Origin of the sequence: Chryseobacterium oleae, assembly GCF_900115055.1 — a bacterium.
Classification (GTDB): domain Bacteria; phylum Bacteroidota; class Bacteroidia; order Flavobacteriales; family Weeksellaceae; genus Chryseobacterium; species Chryseobacterium oleae.
This window is the reverse complement of record NZ_FOVD01000001.1, coordinates 83303-99926: the sequence shown is the minus strand read 5'-3', so window position 1 is coordinate 99926 and position 16624 is coordinate 83303. Positions and strand designations below refer to the sequence as shown.

Annotated in this window: 17 protein-coding genes; all 17 read left to right on the top strand. The window is 37.1% G+C overall.

Features of this window, described 5'->3' with window-relative positions; translation table 11 throughout:
- Positions 1-35 precede the first annotated feature (35 nt).
- The 17 genes from atpG to BM143_RS00400 all read left to right on the top strand — a co-directional run bounded on the left by atpG (position 36) and on the right by BM143_RS00400 (position 16559).
- On the top strand, positions 36-905 hold the full coding sequence (gene atpG, locus BM143_RS00480) for an ATP synthase F1 subunit gamma (RefSeq protein ID WP_047455479.1): 870 nt from the start codon (positions 36-38) through the stop codon (positions 903-905).
- A gap of 327 nt (positions 906-1232) precedes the next feature.
- Positions 1233-2591 (top strand): hemolysin family protein, encoded by a 1359-nt coding sequence (locus tag BM143_RS00475; RefSeq protein WP_090021783.1) that lies wholly within the window; start codon positions 1233-1235, stop codon positions 2589-2591.
- Positions 2592-2605: 14 nt separating this feature from the next.
- On the top strand, positions 2606-2911 hold the full coding sequence (locus BM143_RS00470; protein WP_090021781.1) for an ATP-dependent Clp protease adaptor ClpS: 306 nt from the start codon (positions 2606-2608) through the stop codon (positions 2909-2911).
- 135 nt (positions 2912-3046) lie between these two features.
- The gene (locus tag BM143_RS00465; protein WP_090021780.1) at positions 3047-4882 is read left to right on the top strand and encodes a T9SS type A sorting domain-containing protein; all 1836 of its coding nucleotides are present in this window, start codon (positions 3047-3049) and stop codon (positions 4880-4882) included.
- Positions 4883-5020: 138 nt separating this feature from the next.
- The gene (udk, locus tag BM143_RS00460; RefSeq protein ID WP_034725384.1) at positions 5021-5635 is read left to right on the top strand and encodes a uridine kinase; all 615 of its coding nucleotides are present in this window, start codon (positions 5021-5023) and stop codon (positions 5633-5635) included.
- Position 5636: 1 nt separating this feature from the next.
- Positions 5637-5993: an FtsB family cell division protein gene (locus BM143_RS00455; protein WP_034725385.1), complete on the top strand. Its 357-nt coding sequence runs from the start codon at positions 5637-5639 to the stop codon at positions 5991-5993.
- 120 nt (positions 5994-6113) lie between these two features.
- The gene (locus BM143_RS00450) at positions 6114-7277 is read left to right on the top strand and encodes a methylmalonyl-CoA mutase family protein (RefSeq protein ID WP_090021778.1); all 1164 of its coding nucleotides are present in this window, start codon (positions 6114-6116) and stop codon (positions 7275-7277) included.
- A 103-nt stretch (positions 7278-7380) separates the two neighbouring features.
- Complete coding sequence (locus BM143_RS00445) at positions 7381-7821, top strand: DinB family protein (protein ID WP_090021770.1); 441 nt, start codon at positions 7381-7383, stop codon at positions 7819-7821.
- A gap of 97 nt (positions 7822-7918) precedes the next feature.
- Positions 7919-8305 (top strand): GxxExxY protein, encoded by a 387-nt coding sequence (locus BM143_RS00440; RefSeq protein WP_090021768.1) that lies wholly within the window; start codon positions 7919-7921, stop codon positions 8303-8305.
- Between the two features lie 194 nt (positions 8306-8499).
- Positions 8500-9648, top strand: coding sequence for a class I SAM-dependent methyltransferase (locus tag BM143_RS00435; RefSeq protein ID WP_090021767.1), 1149 nt, complete (start codon positions 8500-8502; stop codon positions 9646-9648).
- A 137-nt stretch (positions 9649-9785) separates the two neighbouring features.
- Positions 9786-10064: a hypothetical protein gene (locus tag BM143_RS00430; RefSeq protein ID WP_090021765.1), complete on the top strand. Its 279-nt coding sequence runs from the start codon at positions 9786-9788 to the stop codon at positions 10062-10064.
- A 158-nt stretch (positions 10065-10222) separates the two neighbouring features.
- A complete protein-coding gene (locus BM143_RS00425; protein WP_034725390.1) occupies positions 10223-11602 on the top strand; it encodes a dipeptidase in 1380 nt (459 codons plus the stop codon).
- Between the two features lie 138 nt (positions 11603-11740).
- The gene (locus BM143_RS00420) at positions 11741-12661 is read left to right on the top strand and encodes a T9SS type A sorting domain-containing protein (RefSeq protein WP_167375213.1); all 921 of its coding nucleotides are present in this window, start codon (positions 11741-11743) and stop codon (positions 12659-12661) included.
- A gap of 207 nt (positions 12662-12868) precedes the next feature.
- The gene (locus tag BM143_RS00415) at positions 12869-13885 is read left to right on the top strand and encodes a T9SS type A sorting domain-containing protein (RefSeq protein ID WP_090021762.1); all 1017 of its coding nucleotides are present in this window, start codon (positions 12869-12871) and stop codon (positions 13883-13885) included.
- A 78-nt stretch (positions 13886-13963) separates the two neighbouring features.
- Entirely contained in the window at positions 13964-14668 is a 705-nt protein-coding gene (locus BM143_RS00410) for an SDR family oxidoreductase (RefSeq protein ID WP_090021760.1), read from the top strand.
- Positions 14669-14822: 154 nt separating this feature from the next.
- Positions 14823-15569, top strand: a complete 747-nt coding sequence (locus BM143_RS00405) for an electron transfer flavoprotein subunit beta/FixA family protein (protein WP_034725666.1) — start codon at positions 14823-14825, stop codon at positions 15567-15569.
- 42 nt (positions 15570-15611) lie between these two features.
- The gene (locus BM143_RS00400; RefSeq protein ID WP_090021759.1) at positions 15612-16559 is read left to right on the top strand and encodes an electron transfer flavoprotein subunit alpha/FixB family protein; all 948 of its coding nucleotides are present in this window, start codon (positions 15612-15614) and stop codon (positions 16557-16559) included.
- The last annotated feature ends 65 nt before the right edge of the window (positions 16560-16624 follow it).

Below are 16624 nucleotides of genomic sequence, written 5' to 3'. Positions count from 1 at the left end.
TTTGAACCTTAAACTTTATACATTGAAAACATAAAATGGCAAACTTAAAAGAAATACGAGGAAGAATCAGTTCAATTTCATCTACGATGCAAATCACACGTGCTATGAAAATGGTTTCCGCTGCGAAACTTAAAAAAGCACAGGATGCAATCGTAATGTTAAGACCTTATTCTGAAAAGCTACAGGAGATCATCCAGAATGTAAATTCTAGTTCAGATCCTGATCAGGTTTCTATTTATGCTCAAAAAAGAGAGGTTAAAAGAGTACTTTTCATCGCTGTAACTTCAAACAGAGGTTTGGCTGGTGCTTTCAACTCTAATGTTGTAAAGGAGCTAAACATCCAGTTTCAGAATAAAGCTCAATATGAGGTTGAAGTTCTTACAATTGGTAAAAAAGCTTACGATGCTGTAAGAAAGACTCGTGCAGTGTACTCAAATGAAAGCGCCGTTTTTGATAATCTGAACTTTGAAGCAGTTTCTCACCTTACTGAAGCAGCTATGAGCAGTTTCAAAGAAGGTAAATTTGACGAAGTTTATGTCATCTACAATAAATTTATTAATGCTGCTACCCAGGAAGTTACTACAGAACAAGTTTTGCCTATTTCTATGGCAGAAGCTAATCCTGCAGAGCCTCAGGTAGAAACAGATTATATTTTTGAGCCGAATAGAGCTGAGATTTTGGATAATTTGATTCCAAAGTCTATTAAAACTCAGGTTTTCAAAGCTGTTTTAGATTCTGTAGCGTCTGAGCACGGTGCGAGAATGACAGCAATGCATAAAGCAACTGATAACGCACAGGAGCTTAAGAATGACCTTGTCATTTTCTACAACAAAGCAAGACAGGCTGCTATTACGAACGAAATCTTAGAGATCGTTTCAGGAGCAGAAGCTTTGAAAAATTCATAAAGAATTATTTTTATATCATACAAAAGCATCGACACGGTCGGTGCTTTTTTTGTGGAATTAAAATTCCAGTTACTTTTGGGTTTCTAATTATTTGTTGCAGAATGAACCACCCTTTTATCGTTCTTTAGCCTGTAAAACCTTCGGTATTCCCAAATATGTATTCCGTGTTCAAAAAAGATTTTAAATCGTTTTTTAATACTCTGGAGACTTCCATTTTTACGCTTCTATCTTCTGTCTTAGAAAATTACATTCCCAAAATATCTTAACCCCAATGCAGGTTATTTTTATTTTATCTATCTTTGTATCCTAAAAATATACAACTTCTAAATGGACTCGGACATAGTCAGGCTTTTGCTAGCTTTATTTCTTGTTTTACTCAATGGCTTTTTCGTAGCCGCAGAATTTTCAATTGTTAAAGTTCGTTATTCACAAATCCAGTTAAAAGCCGCCGAAGGTAACTCTATGGCCAAGCAGGCAGAACATATTATCAAGCATCTTGATGAATACCTGTCCGCTACACAGCTTGGTATTACCTTAGCATCTCTTGCTTTGGGTTGGGTAGGTGAAAGCGCTCTGCATCATGTAGTTGAAAGTATCTTCCACTCTTTGAATGTAGAACTTACTCAATCTACCATTACTACAATTTCAGTAGTAACCAGTTTTGTACTGATCACAGTGATGCATATTGTATTCGGGGAACTTATTCCTAAATCCATTGCCATCAGAAAATCTGAAGCGACTACAATGGCTACAGCAGTACCGTTGAGAGTTTTTTATACCATCTTCAAACCGTTTATCTGGTTGATGAACCTGATGTCGAATACCTTCTTAAGGCTGGTAAAAATACATCCGGCTTCCGAACAGGAAATCCACTCTACCGAAGAGCTTCAGCTTTTGGTAAAGCAAAGTGCTGACAGTGGGGAGATTGAAGAGGAGAACTATGAGATCATTAAAAATGCTTTTGATTTTACAGATCATTCTGCAAAACAGATCATGGTTCCCAGACAGAATATTACGTCAATTGACTTTGAAGAAGATATCAATGAAATTATCAATAAGATCATGGACAGCGGTTATTCGCGTATTCCGGTGTATCTTGATTCCATAGACAATGTGATTGGTATTTTCTATACGAAAGAAATTATCAGAGAATATGTGAAAAGAAAAGGGGATTTAAGCCATGAGGATCTTAAAGATCTGATGCGTGATGCCTTTTTCGTGGTGGGAAGTAAAAAGATTTCCGACCTGCTTAAGATATTTCAGCAGAAAAAACAGCACCTTGCCATCGTTATCGATGAATTTGGAGGAACTGAAGGTATTATTACCCTGGAAGATATTCTGGAAGAGCTGGTAGGAGAGATTCAGGATGAAGAGGATGATGAAGATAAGCTGGTAGATAAGATCGGAGATAATATTTATTGGGTTCAGGCTACACAGCCACTGGACGAGATCAATGAGCATCTTCCTAAAAAACTGCCTCTTTCTGAGGAAAGTGAATACAATTCCCTGGCAGGATTCATTCTGCATGAGCTGGAAGAGATTCCGGAAGAGAATGATGAATTTGATCTGGAAAACTATCATTTCAAGATTCTGAAAATGAATAACAAGAGCGTAGAGCTTGTAGAATTAGTGTATGAAGGCCCGAATGTACTCAGTGATCTGGCCGATAAATTAGGTGAAGTTTAAAGAGAGAAAAAGAAATGATTTTTTATAACAGCATAAAAGATTACGAAGATCCGAAACGTCAGTATGAAGAAGAAGTACTGGTACTGGATGATACGGATGAAGTGTATAAGCTGGTTCTTCACAATGATGACATTCACACGTTTGATTATGTGATCGACTGTCTTGTTGAGATCTGTAAGCACACCCTGGAGCAGGCAGAACAATGTACCATGCTGGTGCATTACAAAGGCAAATGCACCGTCAAAACAGGTTCCCTGGATCTTCTGAAACCGATGCATGAAAAACTGCTTTCAAGAGAATTGACAAGCGAAATAGTATAAATGAAACTCTGCCGAAAGGTGGGGTTTTTTGTTTAAAATGTAATTTTTTAAAACATTTACACACTTATTAGTGAAAAATAAGAATAAATTTATCTATATTAGCAATTAGGACACCTTAATTTAAAATATATATAAATGAAACAAAAAATTACTTCGCTGATTCTCTGTGGTATATTATGCTGTTCTGCATTAAACGCTCAGGAGTCATCTTTTGAAACACCGGCCAAAAGCTGGATCAAAGAAAACACAAGAAATTTAGGAATTCCAGGATTTAGCACACTCACATTAAGTTCAGTACGCAAAGGAAATACGGGTGAGACCCTGCGTTTTCAGCAAATGATCAAAGAGGTACCGGTTTTTGAATCGGTCATTGTCGTTCATTTCAACAAAGAGGGCAAAATAAGCTATACCGGTACAGAAAGTTTGAAAAAAAACCTGAAAGAAGTGGATACCGTTCCTTCTTTTCCTGTATCAGAAGCCGTTCAAAAAGCTCATATAGCTTCTAAAACAAAGGGCGCAGTGACCTTTGAAGAAAATAAACTGGTTGTTTATCTTACGGATTCCGGAGAGACAAAACTGGTTTACAGGGTGGTGACGAGTTCTTTCGACAACCCTGGTAGCTGGGAAACCATTGTAGACGCAAAAACAGGAAGTGTAATTAGTATGAAGGACATTTCTGTAAAGCATCACGATAAAAATGATCCAACTCCCAAGAAAAATAAAAAAGTAACACCAAAGAAAGCTCCAGTAACCGGTAGCGCCTATATTTTCGAACCGGATCCTTTGTCTAAAACAGGATCAGCTTATGCAGGCAATTTTGTAGATAATAACGATGCTACGAATGCCAGTCTGGATGCGGCAAGAACTTTAGTGACCATTCCTGAACTTGATCTTACAGCAGGAGTTTATACGCTAAAAGGAACGTATGCAGAGATTAAAGAAATAGAAGCCCCTGCAAAAGGGATTTTTACACAATCTACCAACCAGTTTTTATTTAACAGAAGTGATGATGGATTTGAAGCTGCTAATGCTTACTGGCACCTTGATAACAGCCTTAGATACATCAACGTAACGTTAGGGATTGTTTGCAAACCTGCACAAAACAACGGGGTATTAAGATTTGATCCTCATGGTTTTAACGGTACGGACAATTCACATTATTTAACAGGAAGCGAGTCACTTGGATTTGGAGAAGGTGGTGTAGATGATGCTGAAGATGCCGATGTAATATTACATGAACTGGGACACGGAATTCATCACTGGCTGGCTGGAGGAATCTCCAATGCAGACGGACTGAGTGAAGGATGCGGAGATTACTGGGCACATTCGTACAGCAGAAGCTTAAATCAATGGCCTTCCACGGCTCCTGAGTATCAGTGGATGTTTAACTGGGACGGGCATAATCCTTTCTGGCCAGGAAGAATAACCAATACAACCATGACTTATCCGGGATCAGGATCTTACTATGATAAAGCACAGATCTGGTCTGCTGCATTGATGAGAATCTGGAATAGAATAGGTAAAGAAAAAACAGACAGAGCCTTTTTAGAAGGACTGGACTTAACGACTTCAACTACCAACCAGCAAAATGCCGCTATTGCCGTAAGACAGGCAGGAATTGATATGCTGGGACAATTTGGATTCAATTGTAGTGATATTACGGCTATGACAGAGGAATTTACGGCAGCTGGATATGTACTTCCTGAATACAGTTGTGTACTGAGCACAAAAGAAACGACAAAAGAAAATCTGATTTCAGTATATCCAAACCCTGTTTCTGATCTGCTGATCGTTTCATGGAAAGGAAATAAAGAAGAAAAAGCTGAAATATTCAATATGGAAGGAAGAAAAGTAATGGAAACCACGATAGGAAGCAACAGAAATAAAATTGATGTTTCAAACCTACAGTCCGGAAACTATATCCTGACTGTAAAAGGCATTGAATTGTCTGCAAAATTCATCAAGAAATAAAAATCTTAAATAAAATTTTAAAATCCGGTGTTCAGACATCGGATTTTTTTTGTTTTAAACCAATTTGTAGAAGGATTGTTTTAGTTGCATTCATCTAAAATAGTATATTTGTACCAACTATAAAGAAACAAAAAAAGAATGCTTGTAATAGGAATTGCTGGAGGTACAGGATCCGGCAAAACTACAGTTGTTGACAAGATACTGCAACAGCTTGATATCGAAGGAATGAATATCCTTTCTCAGGATAATTATTATCACGATAACCCGAATCTGACACTGACCGAGAGAGAGGCGCTTAACTACGACCACCCAAAGTCTATAGATTTCGATTTAATGATAAAACACGTGAAAGCTTTAAAAAACAATGAGCCCATAGAACAGCCCATTTACAGCTTTGTAACGCATTCCAGAACGGGCGACCACGTCACTGTAGAACCTAAAAATGTATTGGTAGTAGAAGGTATTCTGGTCCTTACGAACAAAGAGCTGCTGAAAGAATTCGATTTAAAAGTATTCGTTCACGCAGATTCAGACGAAAGACTGATCAGGAGAATCAGGCGGGATACCCAGGAAAGGGGAAGAGACCTGAGTGAAGTCCTTCACCGTTATCAGACCACTTTGAAGCCGATGCATCAGGAATTCATTGAACCATCAAAGAATGACGCAGATTTGATCATTCCGAATATGAGACAGAATTCCGTAGCGATTGATTTTCTAACTACTGTTATTAAAAATTCGTTGAGAAAACATTAAAATGGAAGAAAACAAACTTATTAAAGACATCCAACCGAAGTCTGAAACATTGAAAGTTATTCAGAAATATGTCCTGAATAAATACACCATTACCATCTGTATGTTTCTGGTCTGGATGATATTCTTTGATAAAACCTCTTTCCTTGTTATTCATGAACTGAACGGCGAAATCAGCCGATATGAAGACCAGCTGGAATATTATAAAAAGGAATACGACAAAAACGATACTTTTTATAAAAAGCTGATGAACAATAAGTCGGAAAAAGAAAAATACGCCAGAGAAAACTATTTTATGAAAAAACCCGATGAAGAAATTTTTATCCTGGTTGTAGATAGTGCCAATGAGGCGAAAAAATAATTTGAAATGGGAATAGTCAATTAGCTTCGCAGCGAAGTGTCAATCGTCAATTTTGTAGATTTACCATTGACTTGCGAAGCAAAATTAACCATTCACATATTGACCATTAACCAATAGCCAATGTCCAATACAGATATACTTCCAAACTGGGAAGCCTTAGTAAAAAAACAGCTTAAAACTGATGATATTTATTCTATCCTGAAGAAAGAAAATCTGGAAGGAATAGAGGTAAAACCTTTTTACAGCGAAGTTCAGAAACCATTGGCCAACCTGCCAAAAGTGGAAGAAAACACCCATTTGGTAGCTAGATATCATGAAAGTCTGGAAGAGGATGTATTTGCATTTATTTTAGATCATAATGTAGAAACACTGGAGCAGAAAACGCTTTTTGTTAATAATAAAGAGCTTGCCGGTCATATCAGCCCGCAGGAAGAAGATCAGTATTTTTCTTTGATTGATGTTTTTAACGAAAATGTAGGGAGTATTGATGATCAATTGGCTAAAGAACTTTTGGCTAAAGATTTCAAAAGAAATATCTGCGTGGATATTTCACTTCATCAGAATGCAGGAGCCGCGATTTACCAGCAATTGGGAATTGCTTTGTCAAAAACAAAGGAACTTGTTGAAGTGTACGGTCCTGAAATTTTAAATAAACTGATTTTCAGAATAGCTGTCGGAGGAAATTATTTCTTTGAAATGGCGAAACTGAGAGCTTTCAAAATAGTCTTTAACCAGCTTTCCAAAGAATATGGTTTAAATGACATTCCTTATATTTTTGCTGAAACTTCTTTAAGAAATAAAGCAGTGGCAGACAATGAAAACAACCTGATCCGTTCAACACTGGAGCTTGCTGCTGCCATGATCGGAGGAGCGGATGCCGTTTTCAGCAGTAATTATCTTGTGAACAGAAGTACGGACATTTCAGAAGAAATCTCATTTAAACAGCAGATTGTTTTAGCTTACGAGAGTATCATTAACGTATTTGAAGATGCATCGAACGGGAGTTATTATGTAGAAGATATCACCAGCCAGATTGCAGAAAAAGCATGGGATCTGTTTGTTGAAATGGAAGAAGCAGGTGGTTATCTTGCGCTTTTAAATCAGGGAGTGGTTCAGAAAAAAATCTATGATCAGGCTGTTGAAGAACAGAAATGGGTGGAAGAAGGGAAAATAAAGCTGATCGGAGTTAATTTATACCCCAAATTAGACGTTAAAAGATCAGTTGAAGATCTATACAGCGAAAAAGAAATTAAGGCTGTACGTTGGGCTGAAATGTTTGAGTAATTTCACCTGTTCTTTTATTGTACACAAGTGCAGCTTTTTAATTTTTAAAAATTAAGCGCAAAATATCTGTGCAATCTATGGTTAAAAAAATAATATTCTAGCAATGCAAGAAAAGCTGATCGACCTATTTGAGTACACTCATCATTTCAACAGAGAAATGATTAAGGTTATTTCTGAAAACATCACAAAAGTGGATGAAAAAACAATCAGTCTGATCAACCATACCTTGAATGCCCAGCAGATCTGGAATTCACGGATACTGGGTGAAAAATCATTTGAAGTCTGGCAGATTAATCCCTTTGAAGATCTTGAAGAAATCAATCACCAGAATTTACAGAGAAGCATTGATATTATTCAAAAATCCGACCTCGATAAGAGGATAGAATATCACAATTCAAGAGGGGCAAAGTTTGAAAACAGTATTTTTGAAATGCTGTTCCATGCCATCAATCATTCCACCTATCACAGAGGACAAATCAATTCATTACTGAAACAGAATGCCATTGATCCATTGTTGACGGATTATATTTTTTATAAGAGGTAAGTAAAACCTTGATGTAATTTTGAATGTATTTTTAGTTTCCACAGATTTTACAAATATTACAGATTTTGTAGATTTAGCGTAAGTAAAAATACACATAATGACTGAAAATGAAATTAGCTTTTACATCAGGAAATCTATATTTTCGGTGTATAATGAACTTGGACCTGGTTTACTGGAAAAAGTTTATGAAAAAGTTCTGGCTTATGAACTTGAAAATAATGGTTTGAACATAAGAACTCAGGTTCCAATGAATCTCAAATTTAAAGACGTGATTATTGATTCTGGGTTTATTGCCGATATGATTGTTGAAGATAAAATAATTGTAGAAGTAAAAGCCGTTACGGAAATAGGGAATATACATCATCAGCAGTTATTGACATATCTAAAGCTGACCAACCTAAAATTAGGTATTCTGGTGAATTTCAATACAGATTATATCAGTAAAAGTATTTTCAGAAAAATAAACGGAAAATTAGAATATTAAAAAAAATAGATTATTGAACCACGGATTGCACAGATTTCCACAGATGTCTTTGCTTAATTTTCTTGCAAAATACATATTTCTAATATGTTGAAACTAAATCTAGATACTTTTATTAAAAAGGAGTCTCAACTTTATACATAATCATCTGTGAAAATCTGTGCAATCTGTGGTTAAACATAAAAAGCTGATTGACCTTGGAAAATAAATTAATCAACAAAGAAATTCAAGATTATATCAATGCAAATCTAAATACAGATCTGCATACACTCTTATTAAAAAAATCTCCATTTCCGGATGTCTCCATGCCCGAAATTGTCCAGCAGATCAAAGGAAAACAAACGGCCCAGAAGAAATTCCCGTTTCTTTTACAAGAAGGAATTGTTTTCCCGCCACAGCTAAACCTGGAACAGTCATCATCAGAGAAAACAGCAGAATACAAATCGCAAATTCTTAAAGGAAAGAAATTCATTGATCTGACCAGCGGCTTTGGAATTGATGCCTATTATCTGTCTCAAAATTTTGAGGAAATCACTTTGGTGGAACAGAATCAGGAGCTGTTGAACATTGTAGAGCATAACTGGGGCATTTTAGAACGAAAAGCAACATTCATCAATCATAATCTGGAAGACTTCCTGGATGATAATCAGGAACATTTCGATGTCATCTATCTGGATCCTGCGAGAAGAGACCAGAATAAAAATAAGGTGTTTCTTTTGGAAGATCTTTCACCGGATATTCTTCAGATCAGAGAAAAACTACTCGCTACGGCAGATCAGGTAGTGGTAAAACTGTCTCCGTTGATCGATCTGAAATATCTGATTTCAGTGGTTCCGGGCATTTTCAGGATCGAAATAATAGCGGTAAGAAATGATGTGAAAGAAGTTGTTATTTTCCTTTCCAGTGAACAAAAAGAAGGAATTAGAGTGAACTGCATCAATCTTGAAAGCGGAGAATCTGCCTTTAGTTTTACTTTTGGAGAGGAAGAAAATAGCCAGGCATTGTATTCTGAGCCTGAAAAATTCATCTATATTCCCAATAATGCTATTTTAAAAGCCGGAGTTTTTAATCTGATCTCAGAAAGGTTTGGGGTAAAAAAACTTCATCCCAATACCCATATTTACAATTCATCCGAAAAGATCAGTGATTTTCCGGGAAGAGAAATAGAGATGGAATTGATTGAATCTAAACAGGTTAAGAAGAAGGGGCAGTTCAATATCATATCAAAGAATTATCCTTTAAAACCGGAAGATATCAAAAAGAAATACGGGCTAAAAGATGGAGGAAAGGACTATCTTATTTTTACACAATCCAAAAAAGGGAAAATTATTTTAAAATCAGTGTAAAAATGTTGCCCCAAAAAGCAGGATTTCTTAATTTTGGGCAATTAAAAAATTAAGCATGAAATCGCTTGCTGTTAAAATAATGATAAACGGCTAAAATAATGCGATTCCATATGACCTTTAAAAAATAAATTTTACATATGAAAAAATTAATTATATGTTTAGCTGTTGCGACGGTAGCTGTAAGCTGTAAAAAAATCCAGGCAGGAGGAAACAAGAATACGCTGAAACTGGAAGAAGGGGTAGAAAGATATTCTGACGACGCTCAGGGTGGAGGTGAAGCACACGGTCATGAAGCTGCTGCAGGACACAAAGAAGAGGCTCCCGCTGAAAAGCATGAAGCTACTGCTCCTAAAACAGACAGTGCTGCTACTGTAAAGCCTGCTGAAGCTGCAAAAGCTCCTAAAGCTGAACACTAATTACTAGTACACGATATAAAAATGTCCTGCCGAAATGCAGGACATTTTTTGTACGGAATCTGCATACTCCTGAATAATGACAGTTCTTCGGAAAATTATCTGTTTTTGTTTGCTGCTGCAGACCAATTTTTTTACTTTTAACAAAACAAATTTTTAAAATGCAAGAGACATTAAATTACATTAACGAAAACAAACAACGTTTCGTGGATGAATTATTTGAGTTACTGAGAATTCCTTCTATTTCTGCAGATCCGGCTTATAAAAATGATGTATTGAAATGTGCGGACGTATGTGCAGAACATCTTAGAAATGCAGGAGCAGATCAGGTTGAAGTATGTGAGACAAAAGGCTATCCGATCGTTTTCGGAGAGAAAATATTAGATAAAAACCTTCCTACGGTATTGGTATACGGACATTATGACGTACAGCCTGCAGATCCGCTGGAATTATGGAAAAAACCACCTTTCGAACCTTATATTGAGAAAACAGAACTTCATCCTGAAGGAGCGATCTTCGCAAGAGGTTCTGCCGATGATAAAGGACAGTTTTTCATGCATGTGAAAGCTTTTGAAGCGATGATGAAGACCAACACACTTCCTTGCAACGTTAAATTTATCCTTGAGGGCGAAGAAGAAGTAGGTTCTGTGAGCCTTGGCGACTTCGTGAATGAGAATAAAGAAAAACTTTCTTGCGACTGTATCCTGATCTCTGATACGCATATCTACAGTAACGAACAGCCAACGGTAACTACAGGTTTAAGAGGATTGAGCTATGTAGAAGTTGAAATCGAAGGACCTAACAGAGATCTTCACTCAGGACTTTACGGAGGAGCGGTTCCAAACCCTATCCACGTACTTTCCAGAATGATTGCTAAGCTGATTGACGAAGACGGACATATTACCATCGACGGATTCTACGACAATGTAGAAACCGTATCAGATGCTGAAAGAGCGGATATGAATAAACTGAAGGATAATCCTGAAGAGTTCAAAAAATCTATCGGACTAAGCGGAGTGGAAGGCGAAAAAAGCTATACAACACTTGAAAGAACGTCTATTCGTCCTACTTTAGACTGTAATGGTATTTGGGGAGGATACACAGGAGAAGGGGCTAAAACAGTGATTCCTTCTAAAGCTTCAGCTAAAATTTCAATGCGTCTGGTTCCTTATCAGACTCCTGAAGAGATTACAGAAAAATTCACGAAATATTTCGAAAAGATTGCGCCGGATAATGTGAAAGTAAAAGTGACTCCTCACCACGGAGGAATGCCTTACGTATTGCCAAGTGATACAAAAGAATTCCTTGCAGCTAAAGAAGCTATGGAAACAGCGTTCGGTAAAGAAGTTCTTCCATACAGAAGCGGTGGAAGTATTCCAATCACAGCGATGTTTGAAAAAGTATTGGGAGCTAAGTCTGTATTGATGGGCTTTGGACTAGATTCAGATGCAATTCACTCTCCGAATGAACATTATGGGTTGTTTAATTTCTACAAAGGAATTGAAAGCATTCCATTGTTCTTCGAAAATTATTCTAAATAATTAATATTTTATAAAAATATTCTATAAAGCGTTCCAACATCGGAGCGCTTTATACTTTTTTATGATAATATCCCTATCAAATGATATTTTTTTAATTAATGGATGTATTTATTTTTAGTTCAACCTAAAAATAATGCTATGAAAAAAAATTACTCTATTGCACTCTGCTTGTTTTCAGCAGTTTCCTTCGCACAGCAGCAGATGATTTCCTTTGAAAATTCAGATGGATTCTATACAGGAGATATCCATGGGCAGGGAACCTGGATCAGTACACCAACGGGTGATGTACCTCCCAATGTGCTTAACCAGCTAATCTGCACAGATAATGCAACAGATGGGATGAATTCTCTGAAGATTGTAAAAGAAAATACATATGGCACGCAATCTATTCCTATTATCGGAGCATTTGATAATCTTCCGATCTTGCTTTCTCATGACAGTTTCACCGTTTCTTTTGATATCAATATGTCCCAGCTCAATGGTTCCATTTTCAGTTTCCAGGGATTAAGCAGTGCCGATGAGAAATACGTGGTCAGAGTAGATTTTGATCATACGGGAACGGTGAAAATACTAAAAATGTCTTTAGGGATTCCAGTCATGGAGTCTACTGCAGCAGTCTGGTCGCCCAATATGTGGTACAGACTTATGGTCGTAGGAACTCCAGGAGGGATCAATTATTTCCTGAATGGAATTTTAATATATTCCGGGACAGCCGCAGAGGCAATAGGAATCAACCAACTGCGTTTTGTCCATGATAATGCGCAAGGAACGGCTTATATCGATAATCTTAAGGTACACAATGTAGCCGTACTATCTATCGCCAATGTGACAACCAATAAAAATAGAGTATCAGTATATCCCAATCCTGCTACCGATTTTATTAAAATCAATTCTTCCGGTAAAATAAAAAGCATAGAACTGTATGATTCGGCAGGAAAGAAGATTCAGATAAAGATAGAAAATGACAAATTGGACGTGCGAAACCTCTCTGCCGGGCTGTATTTGATCAATATAAAAACCGAGAATGGCAATTTTTCCGAGAAATTCATCAAAAAATAATTCTGATCAATCTTAATATCAGTAAAACGCTCCGATGGGAGCGTTTTTTTGTTTTAAAAGTACCTGAAATTAGGTAGAAATAATTACTGTTTTTTAAGGATTGGTCATGTACTGTTATCAGAATAGCTTTGCATCTAGTTGATGAAAAAGAATTTTATACTTAAAAATGAATGATATATATAATAATATCAAATTAAAAAATATGTTATGAGAAAAGTTTTATCAATTAGTGCGCTTTTGTTGGTTTTAGTCCAAACATTCAATGCCCAAACTTTAGAAAGCGATCATTTTAATTCCTATACCATAGGGAATGTGGGTACAGATATCACCGCGACTGCTCCCGGGCAGGGCGGATTTTATACAGATTTTGCAAACGGATCTAATTCAGAAGCACAGATTGTAAGTATAGATGCCGCTCACGACAAATCTTTGCAGCTTACCGGAAGTGCAACAGCAGCCGGAACAAAGTATATGTGGAAGAAAGGATTGGGGGCAGCATGGGCCGCAAGAACGGCAGGAAATGATATCCTTAAACTGGAATTTAATTTATACACGGGAAGTGCTACCGGTGGTGCAGGTAGAGCGACGATTTTAGTTTACGATGGGACAACTCATAAAACCCTGCTTGGTGCTGGCTATGATTTTGCTTCACGAAGAACGGTAGGCATAGCAAACTATACCAATACGAACACAGGGATAACAGGAAACATACTTTTTTATCTGGAACCCGGTACCTATACTTATCCTGCCAATACATGGATTACATTAAAGTGTACATTTAATAAAACGACAGGAGCAGTGGTATGGACAGGTCCCGGAGGAATGCTTTACAGCCCTGCCGCAAACTATGTCCCGGCTGCAGCTGGGGTAGATCCTTTTGAAATGGATTTTGTTTCAGTGGTTAATCCGGGAAACACAGTGGCTCATATCACTTCTTTTGACAACTATATGCTAACCGCTACGAATAATACGGTATTAGGTACTAAAGAAGCTATTGTAGAAGAAAGTAGTCTTTCAATTTATCCTAATCCTGCAACTGATTTTATTACGGTAGAATCAAAATCACAGATTATCAAAGCTGAAATTGTTGATAGGGCAGGAAGAAAGATGAATGCGGAATTTGATCATAATAGAATTGATGTAAGAAATCTTAGTCCGGGAATCTATATTCTTAGTATTGAAACCAAAGGAAATACATTTTCTAAAAAATTCATTAAAAAATAAATACTGATAAATCTTAGTAGATATAAAACGCTTCAATTGGAGCGTTTTTGTTATTTTAGAGCATTAAAATTCAAGAATATGTCAGATCAAAAAGTGGCTTATATAACCGGAGGAACCAAAGGGATAGGTTTTGGAATAGCGAAAATATTATTGGAAAACGGTATTTCGGTGGCGTTTTCAGGGCGTAAAAGAGATGATGTAGAAAAAGCGGAAGAAGAGCTCAGACAGTATTCTGAGCATGTTCTTGGGGTAGTTTCGGATGTAAGAAGTCTCGAAAGTGAAGAAGAAGCTGTAAAATACGCGGTAGAAAAATTCGGAAGACTGGATTTTGTGATAGCGAATGCGGGGCTTGGGATATTTAAACCCGTAGACGAACTGACAGCTGAAGAATGGAATGATATGATAGAAACCAATCTGACCGGAGCTTTCTATACATTAAAGGCTTCCGTAGAAGCATTGAAAAAGACAGAAGGCTATTATATTACAGTATCAAGTCTTGCAGGTGCCAACTTTTTTGAAAACGGAACAGGTTATAATGCCTCAAAATTCGGAGTCGTAGGATTCACTCAGGCAGCGATGATTGATCTCAGAAAATACAATATCAAATCTACCGTTATTATGCCCGGATCTGTAGCCACCAATTTCAACGGCAACGTTCCTTCCGAAAAAGATAACTGGAAGATACAGCCCGAAGATATGGGGAATCTGGTGCTCGATATTTTAAGAATGAATCCGCGCGTATTGCCCAGCAAGATAGAGTTTAGGGCAACAAAACCAGCCTAGTAAAAGCATTTAATGTATTGAATAGTAAAAAAATAAGTATTATGCATGCATAATATATTTTTTAATTATATTAGCAAAAGTAAAATATAACAAAATCTCAGCATAAAACAGTAAGGTTTTTTATGCATTATTGGGAAAAAATAAAATAGTACACATGAAAATATTAGTTTGTATCAGTAGTGTTCCAGATACTACTTCCAAGATTAACTTTACGGCAGATAAGTCTGCTTTCGACAAAAATGGAATTCAGTGGGTTATCAATCCTTTAGATGAATTTGCATTGACAAAGGCGGTTAAACTTCAGGAATCTCAGGGTGCAACTGTAACAGTGATCAACGTAGGAGATGCTGCTACAGAACCGGTAATCAGAAAAGCATTAGCTATTGGTGCCAATGATGCAGTAAGAGTAAACCTTGATCCTAAAGACAGCTATTCTACAGCGAAAGAAATTGCTGCTGTAGCTCAAAACGGAGGATATGATCTTATCCTTTGCGGAAAAGAATCTATTGACTACAATGGAGGATCTGTTCCGGGAATGGTAGCTCAGTTATTGAACCAGCCTTTCGTAAATGCATCAGTAGGATTAGACGTAAACGGAAGCGAAGCGACTGCAGTGAGAGAAATTGAAGGCGGAAAAGAAACTATATCAGTAAAATTACCTGCAGTAATCGCAGGACAGAAAGGATTGGTAGACGAAAAAGACCTGATCATCCCGAACATGAGAGGAATTATGTCTGCAAGAACGAAGCCTTTACAGGTGACAGAGCCAACTTCTTCTGAAGTGAAAGTTCAGGGAGTATCTTATGACAGTGTTCCACCAAGAGCAGCTGTAAAAATGGTTTCCCCAGACAATCTTGATGAATTGGTAAGATTACTTCACGAAGAAGCGAAGGTAATTTAATCTTTTAATCCTTAAATTTTTTAATCTTTAAATTTTAAAAAAATGGCAGTATTCGTATACGCAGAAAATATAAACGGAGTTTACAAAAAAGCAGCTTTTGAAGCAGTTTCTTATGCTAAAGCGGTTGCAGACCAGGCAGGAGACACGGTGACGGCAATCTCTGTAAACCCTACAGATTCTTCAGATTTATTATACAAATATGGAGCATCAAATGTAATCAATATCAAAGATGAAGGTCTTAAAAGCTTTTCAGCTAAAGCATTTGCTCAGGCTGTAAGTGAAGTGGCAGACGGAAACACTATTGTTTTCCCTCATACTACAGATGCTTCTTCTATCGCTCCAATGCTTGCAGTAATGAAGAACTATTCTTTAATTACCAATGTTTTGGAAGCTCCTGAAAGCCTTTCTCCGTTCCAGGTGAAAAGAAGAGCTTTCTCAGGAAAAGGATTCATGCATGCAAAAGCAGAAGGAAACGGCGTGATCATCACGGTTTCTCAAAATGCTTTCGGAGTAAAAGAAAACGGAGTATCAGGTTCTGAAGAAGTTAAAAATCTTTCAGTAGCGAATGAAGATACTAAAGTGATTTCTCACGAGCAGAGTTCAGGTAAATTAGACCTTAAAGAAGCAGAAGTAGTAGTGTCTGCAGGTAGAGGGATGAAAGGTCCTGAAAACTGGGGAATGGTTGAAGAGCTGGCTAACGTTCTTGGAGCTGCTACAGCTTGTTCTAAGCCTGTTTCTGATATCGGTTGGAGACCTCACACAGAGCACGTAGGACAGACAGGTAAAGCGATTTCACCTAACCTTTATATCGCAATAGGTATTTCCGGAGCGATCCAGCATTTAGCGGGGGTAAACTCTTCTAAAACTATTGTAGTAATCAACAATGACGCTGAAGCACCATTCTTCAAGTCTGCAGATTACGGGGTAGTAGGAGATGCTTTCCAGATTATTCCTGCATTAACAGAGAAAATTAAAGCAATTAAAGGATAAAAAAGTCAATAGTGAATTTTGCTTCGCAAGTCAATAGTGAATTTTAAAATTGACACGAAGTAATT

Coding starts and splice junctions, on each gene's coding strand:
- BM143_RS00425 (WP_034725390.1), top strand. CDS start 10,223: ATGCAAGAGACATTAAATTACATTAACGAAAACAAACAACGTTTCGTG.
- BM143_RS00405 (WP_034725666.1), top strand. CDS start 14,823: ATGAAAATATTAGTTTGTATCAGTAGTGTTCCAGATACTACTTCCAAG.
- BM143_RS00415 (WP_090021762.1), top strand. CDS start 12,869: ATGAGAAAAGTTTTATCAATTAGTGCGCTTTTGTTGGTTTTAGTCCAA.
- BM143_RS00400 (WP_090021759.1), top strand. CDS start 15,612: ATGGCAGTATTCGTATACGCAGAAAATATAAACGGAGTTTACAAAAAA.
- BM143_RS00455 (WP_034725385.1), top strand. CDS start 5,637: ATGGAAGAAAACAAACTTATTAAAGACATCCAACCGAAGTCTGAAACA.
- BM143_RS00470 (WP_090021781.1), top strand. CDS start 2,606: ATGATTTTTTATAACAGCATAAAAGATTACGAAGATCCGAAACGTCAG.
- BM143_RS00410 (WP_090021760.1), top strand. CDS start 13,964: ATGTCAGATCAAAAAGTGGCTTATATAACCGGAGGAACCAAAGGGATA.
- BM143_RS00450 (WP_090021778.1), top strand. CDS start 6,114: ATGTCCAATACAGATATACTTCCAAACTGGGAAGCCTTAGTAAAAAAA.
- BM143_RS00475 (WP_090021783.1), top strand. CDS start 1,233: ATGGACTCGGACATAGTCAGGCTTTTGCTAGCTTTATTTCTTGTTTTA.
- atpG (WP_047455479.1), top strand. CDS start 36: ATGGCAAACTTAAAAGAAATACGAGGAAGAATCAGTTCAATTTCATCT.
- BM143_RS00420 (WP_167375213.1), top strand. CDS start 11,741: ATGAAAAAAAATTACTCTATTGCACTCTGCTTGTTTTCAGCAGTTTCC.
- BM143_RS00440 (WP_090021768.1), top strand. CDS start 7,919: ATGACTGAAAATGAAATTAGCTTTTACATCAGGAAATCTATATTTTCG.
- udk (WP_034725384.1), top strand. CDS start 5,021: ATGCTTGTAATAGGAATTGCTGGAGGTACAGGATCCGGCAAAACTACA.
- BM143_RS00430 (WP_090021765.1), top strand. CDS start 9,786: ATGAAAAAATTAATTATATGTTTAGCTGTTGCGACGGTAGCTGTAAGC.
- BM143_RS00465 (WP_090021780.1), top strand. CDS start 3,047: ATGAAACAAAAAATTACTTCGCTGATTCTCTGTGGTATATTATGCTGT.
- BM143_RS00445 (WP_090021770.1), top strand. CDS start 7,381: ATGCAAGAAAAGCTGATCGACCTATTTGAGTACACTCATCATTTCAAC.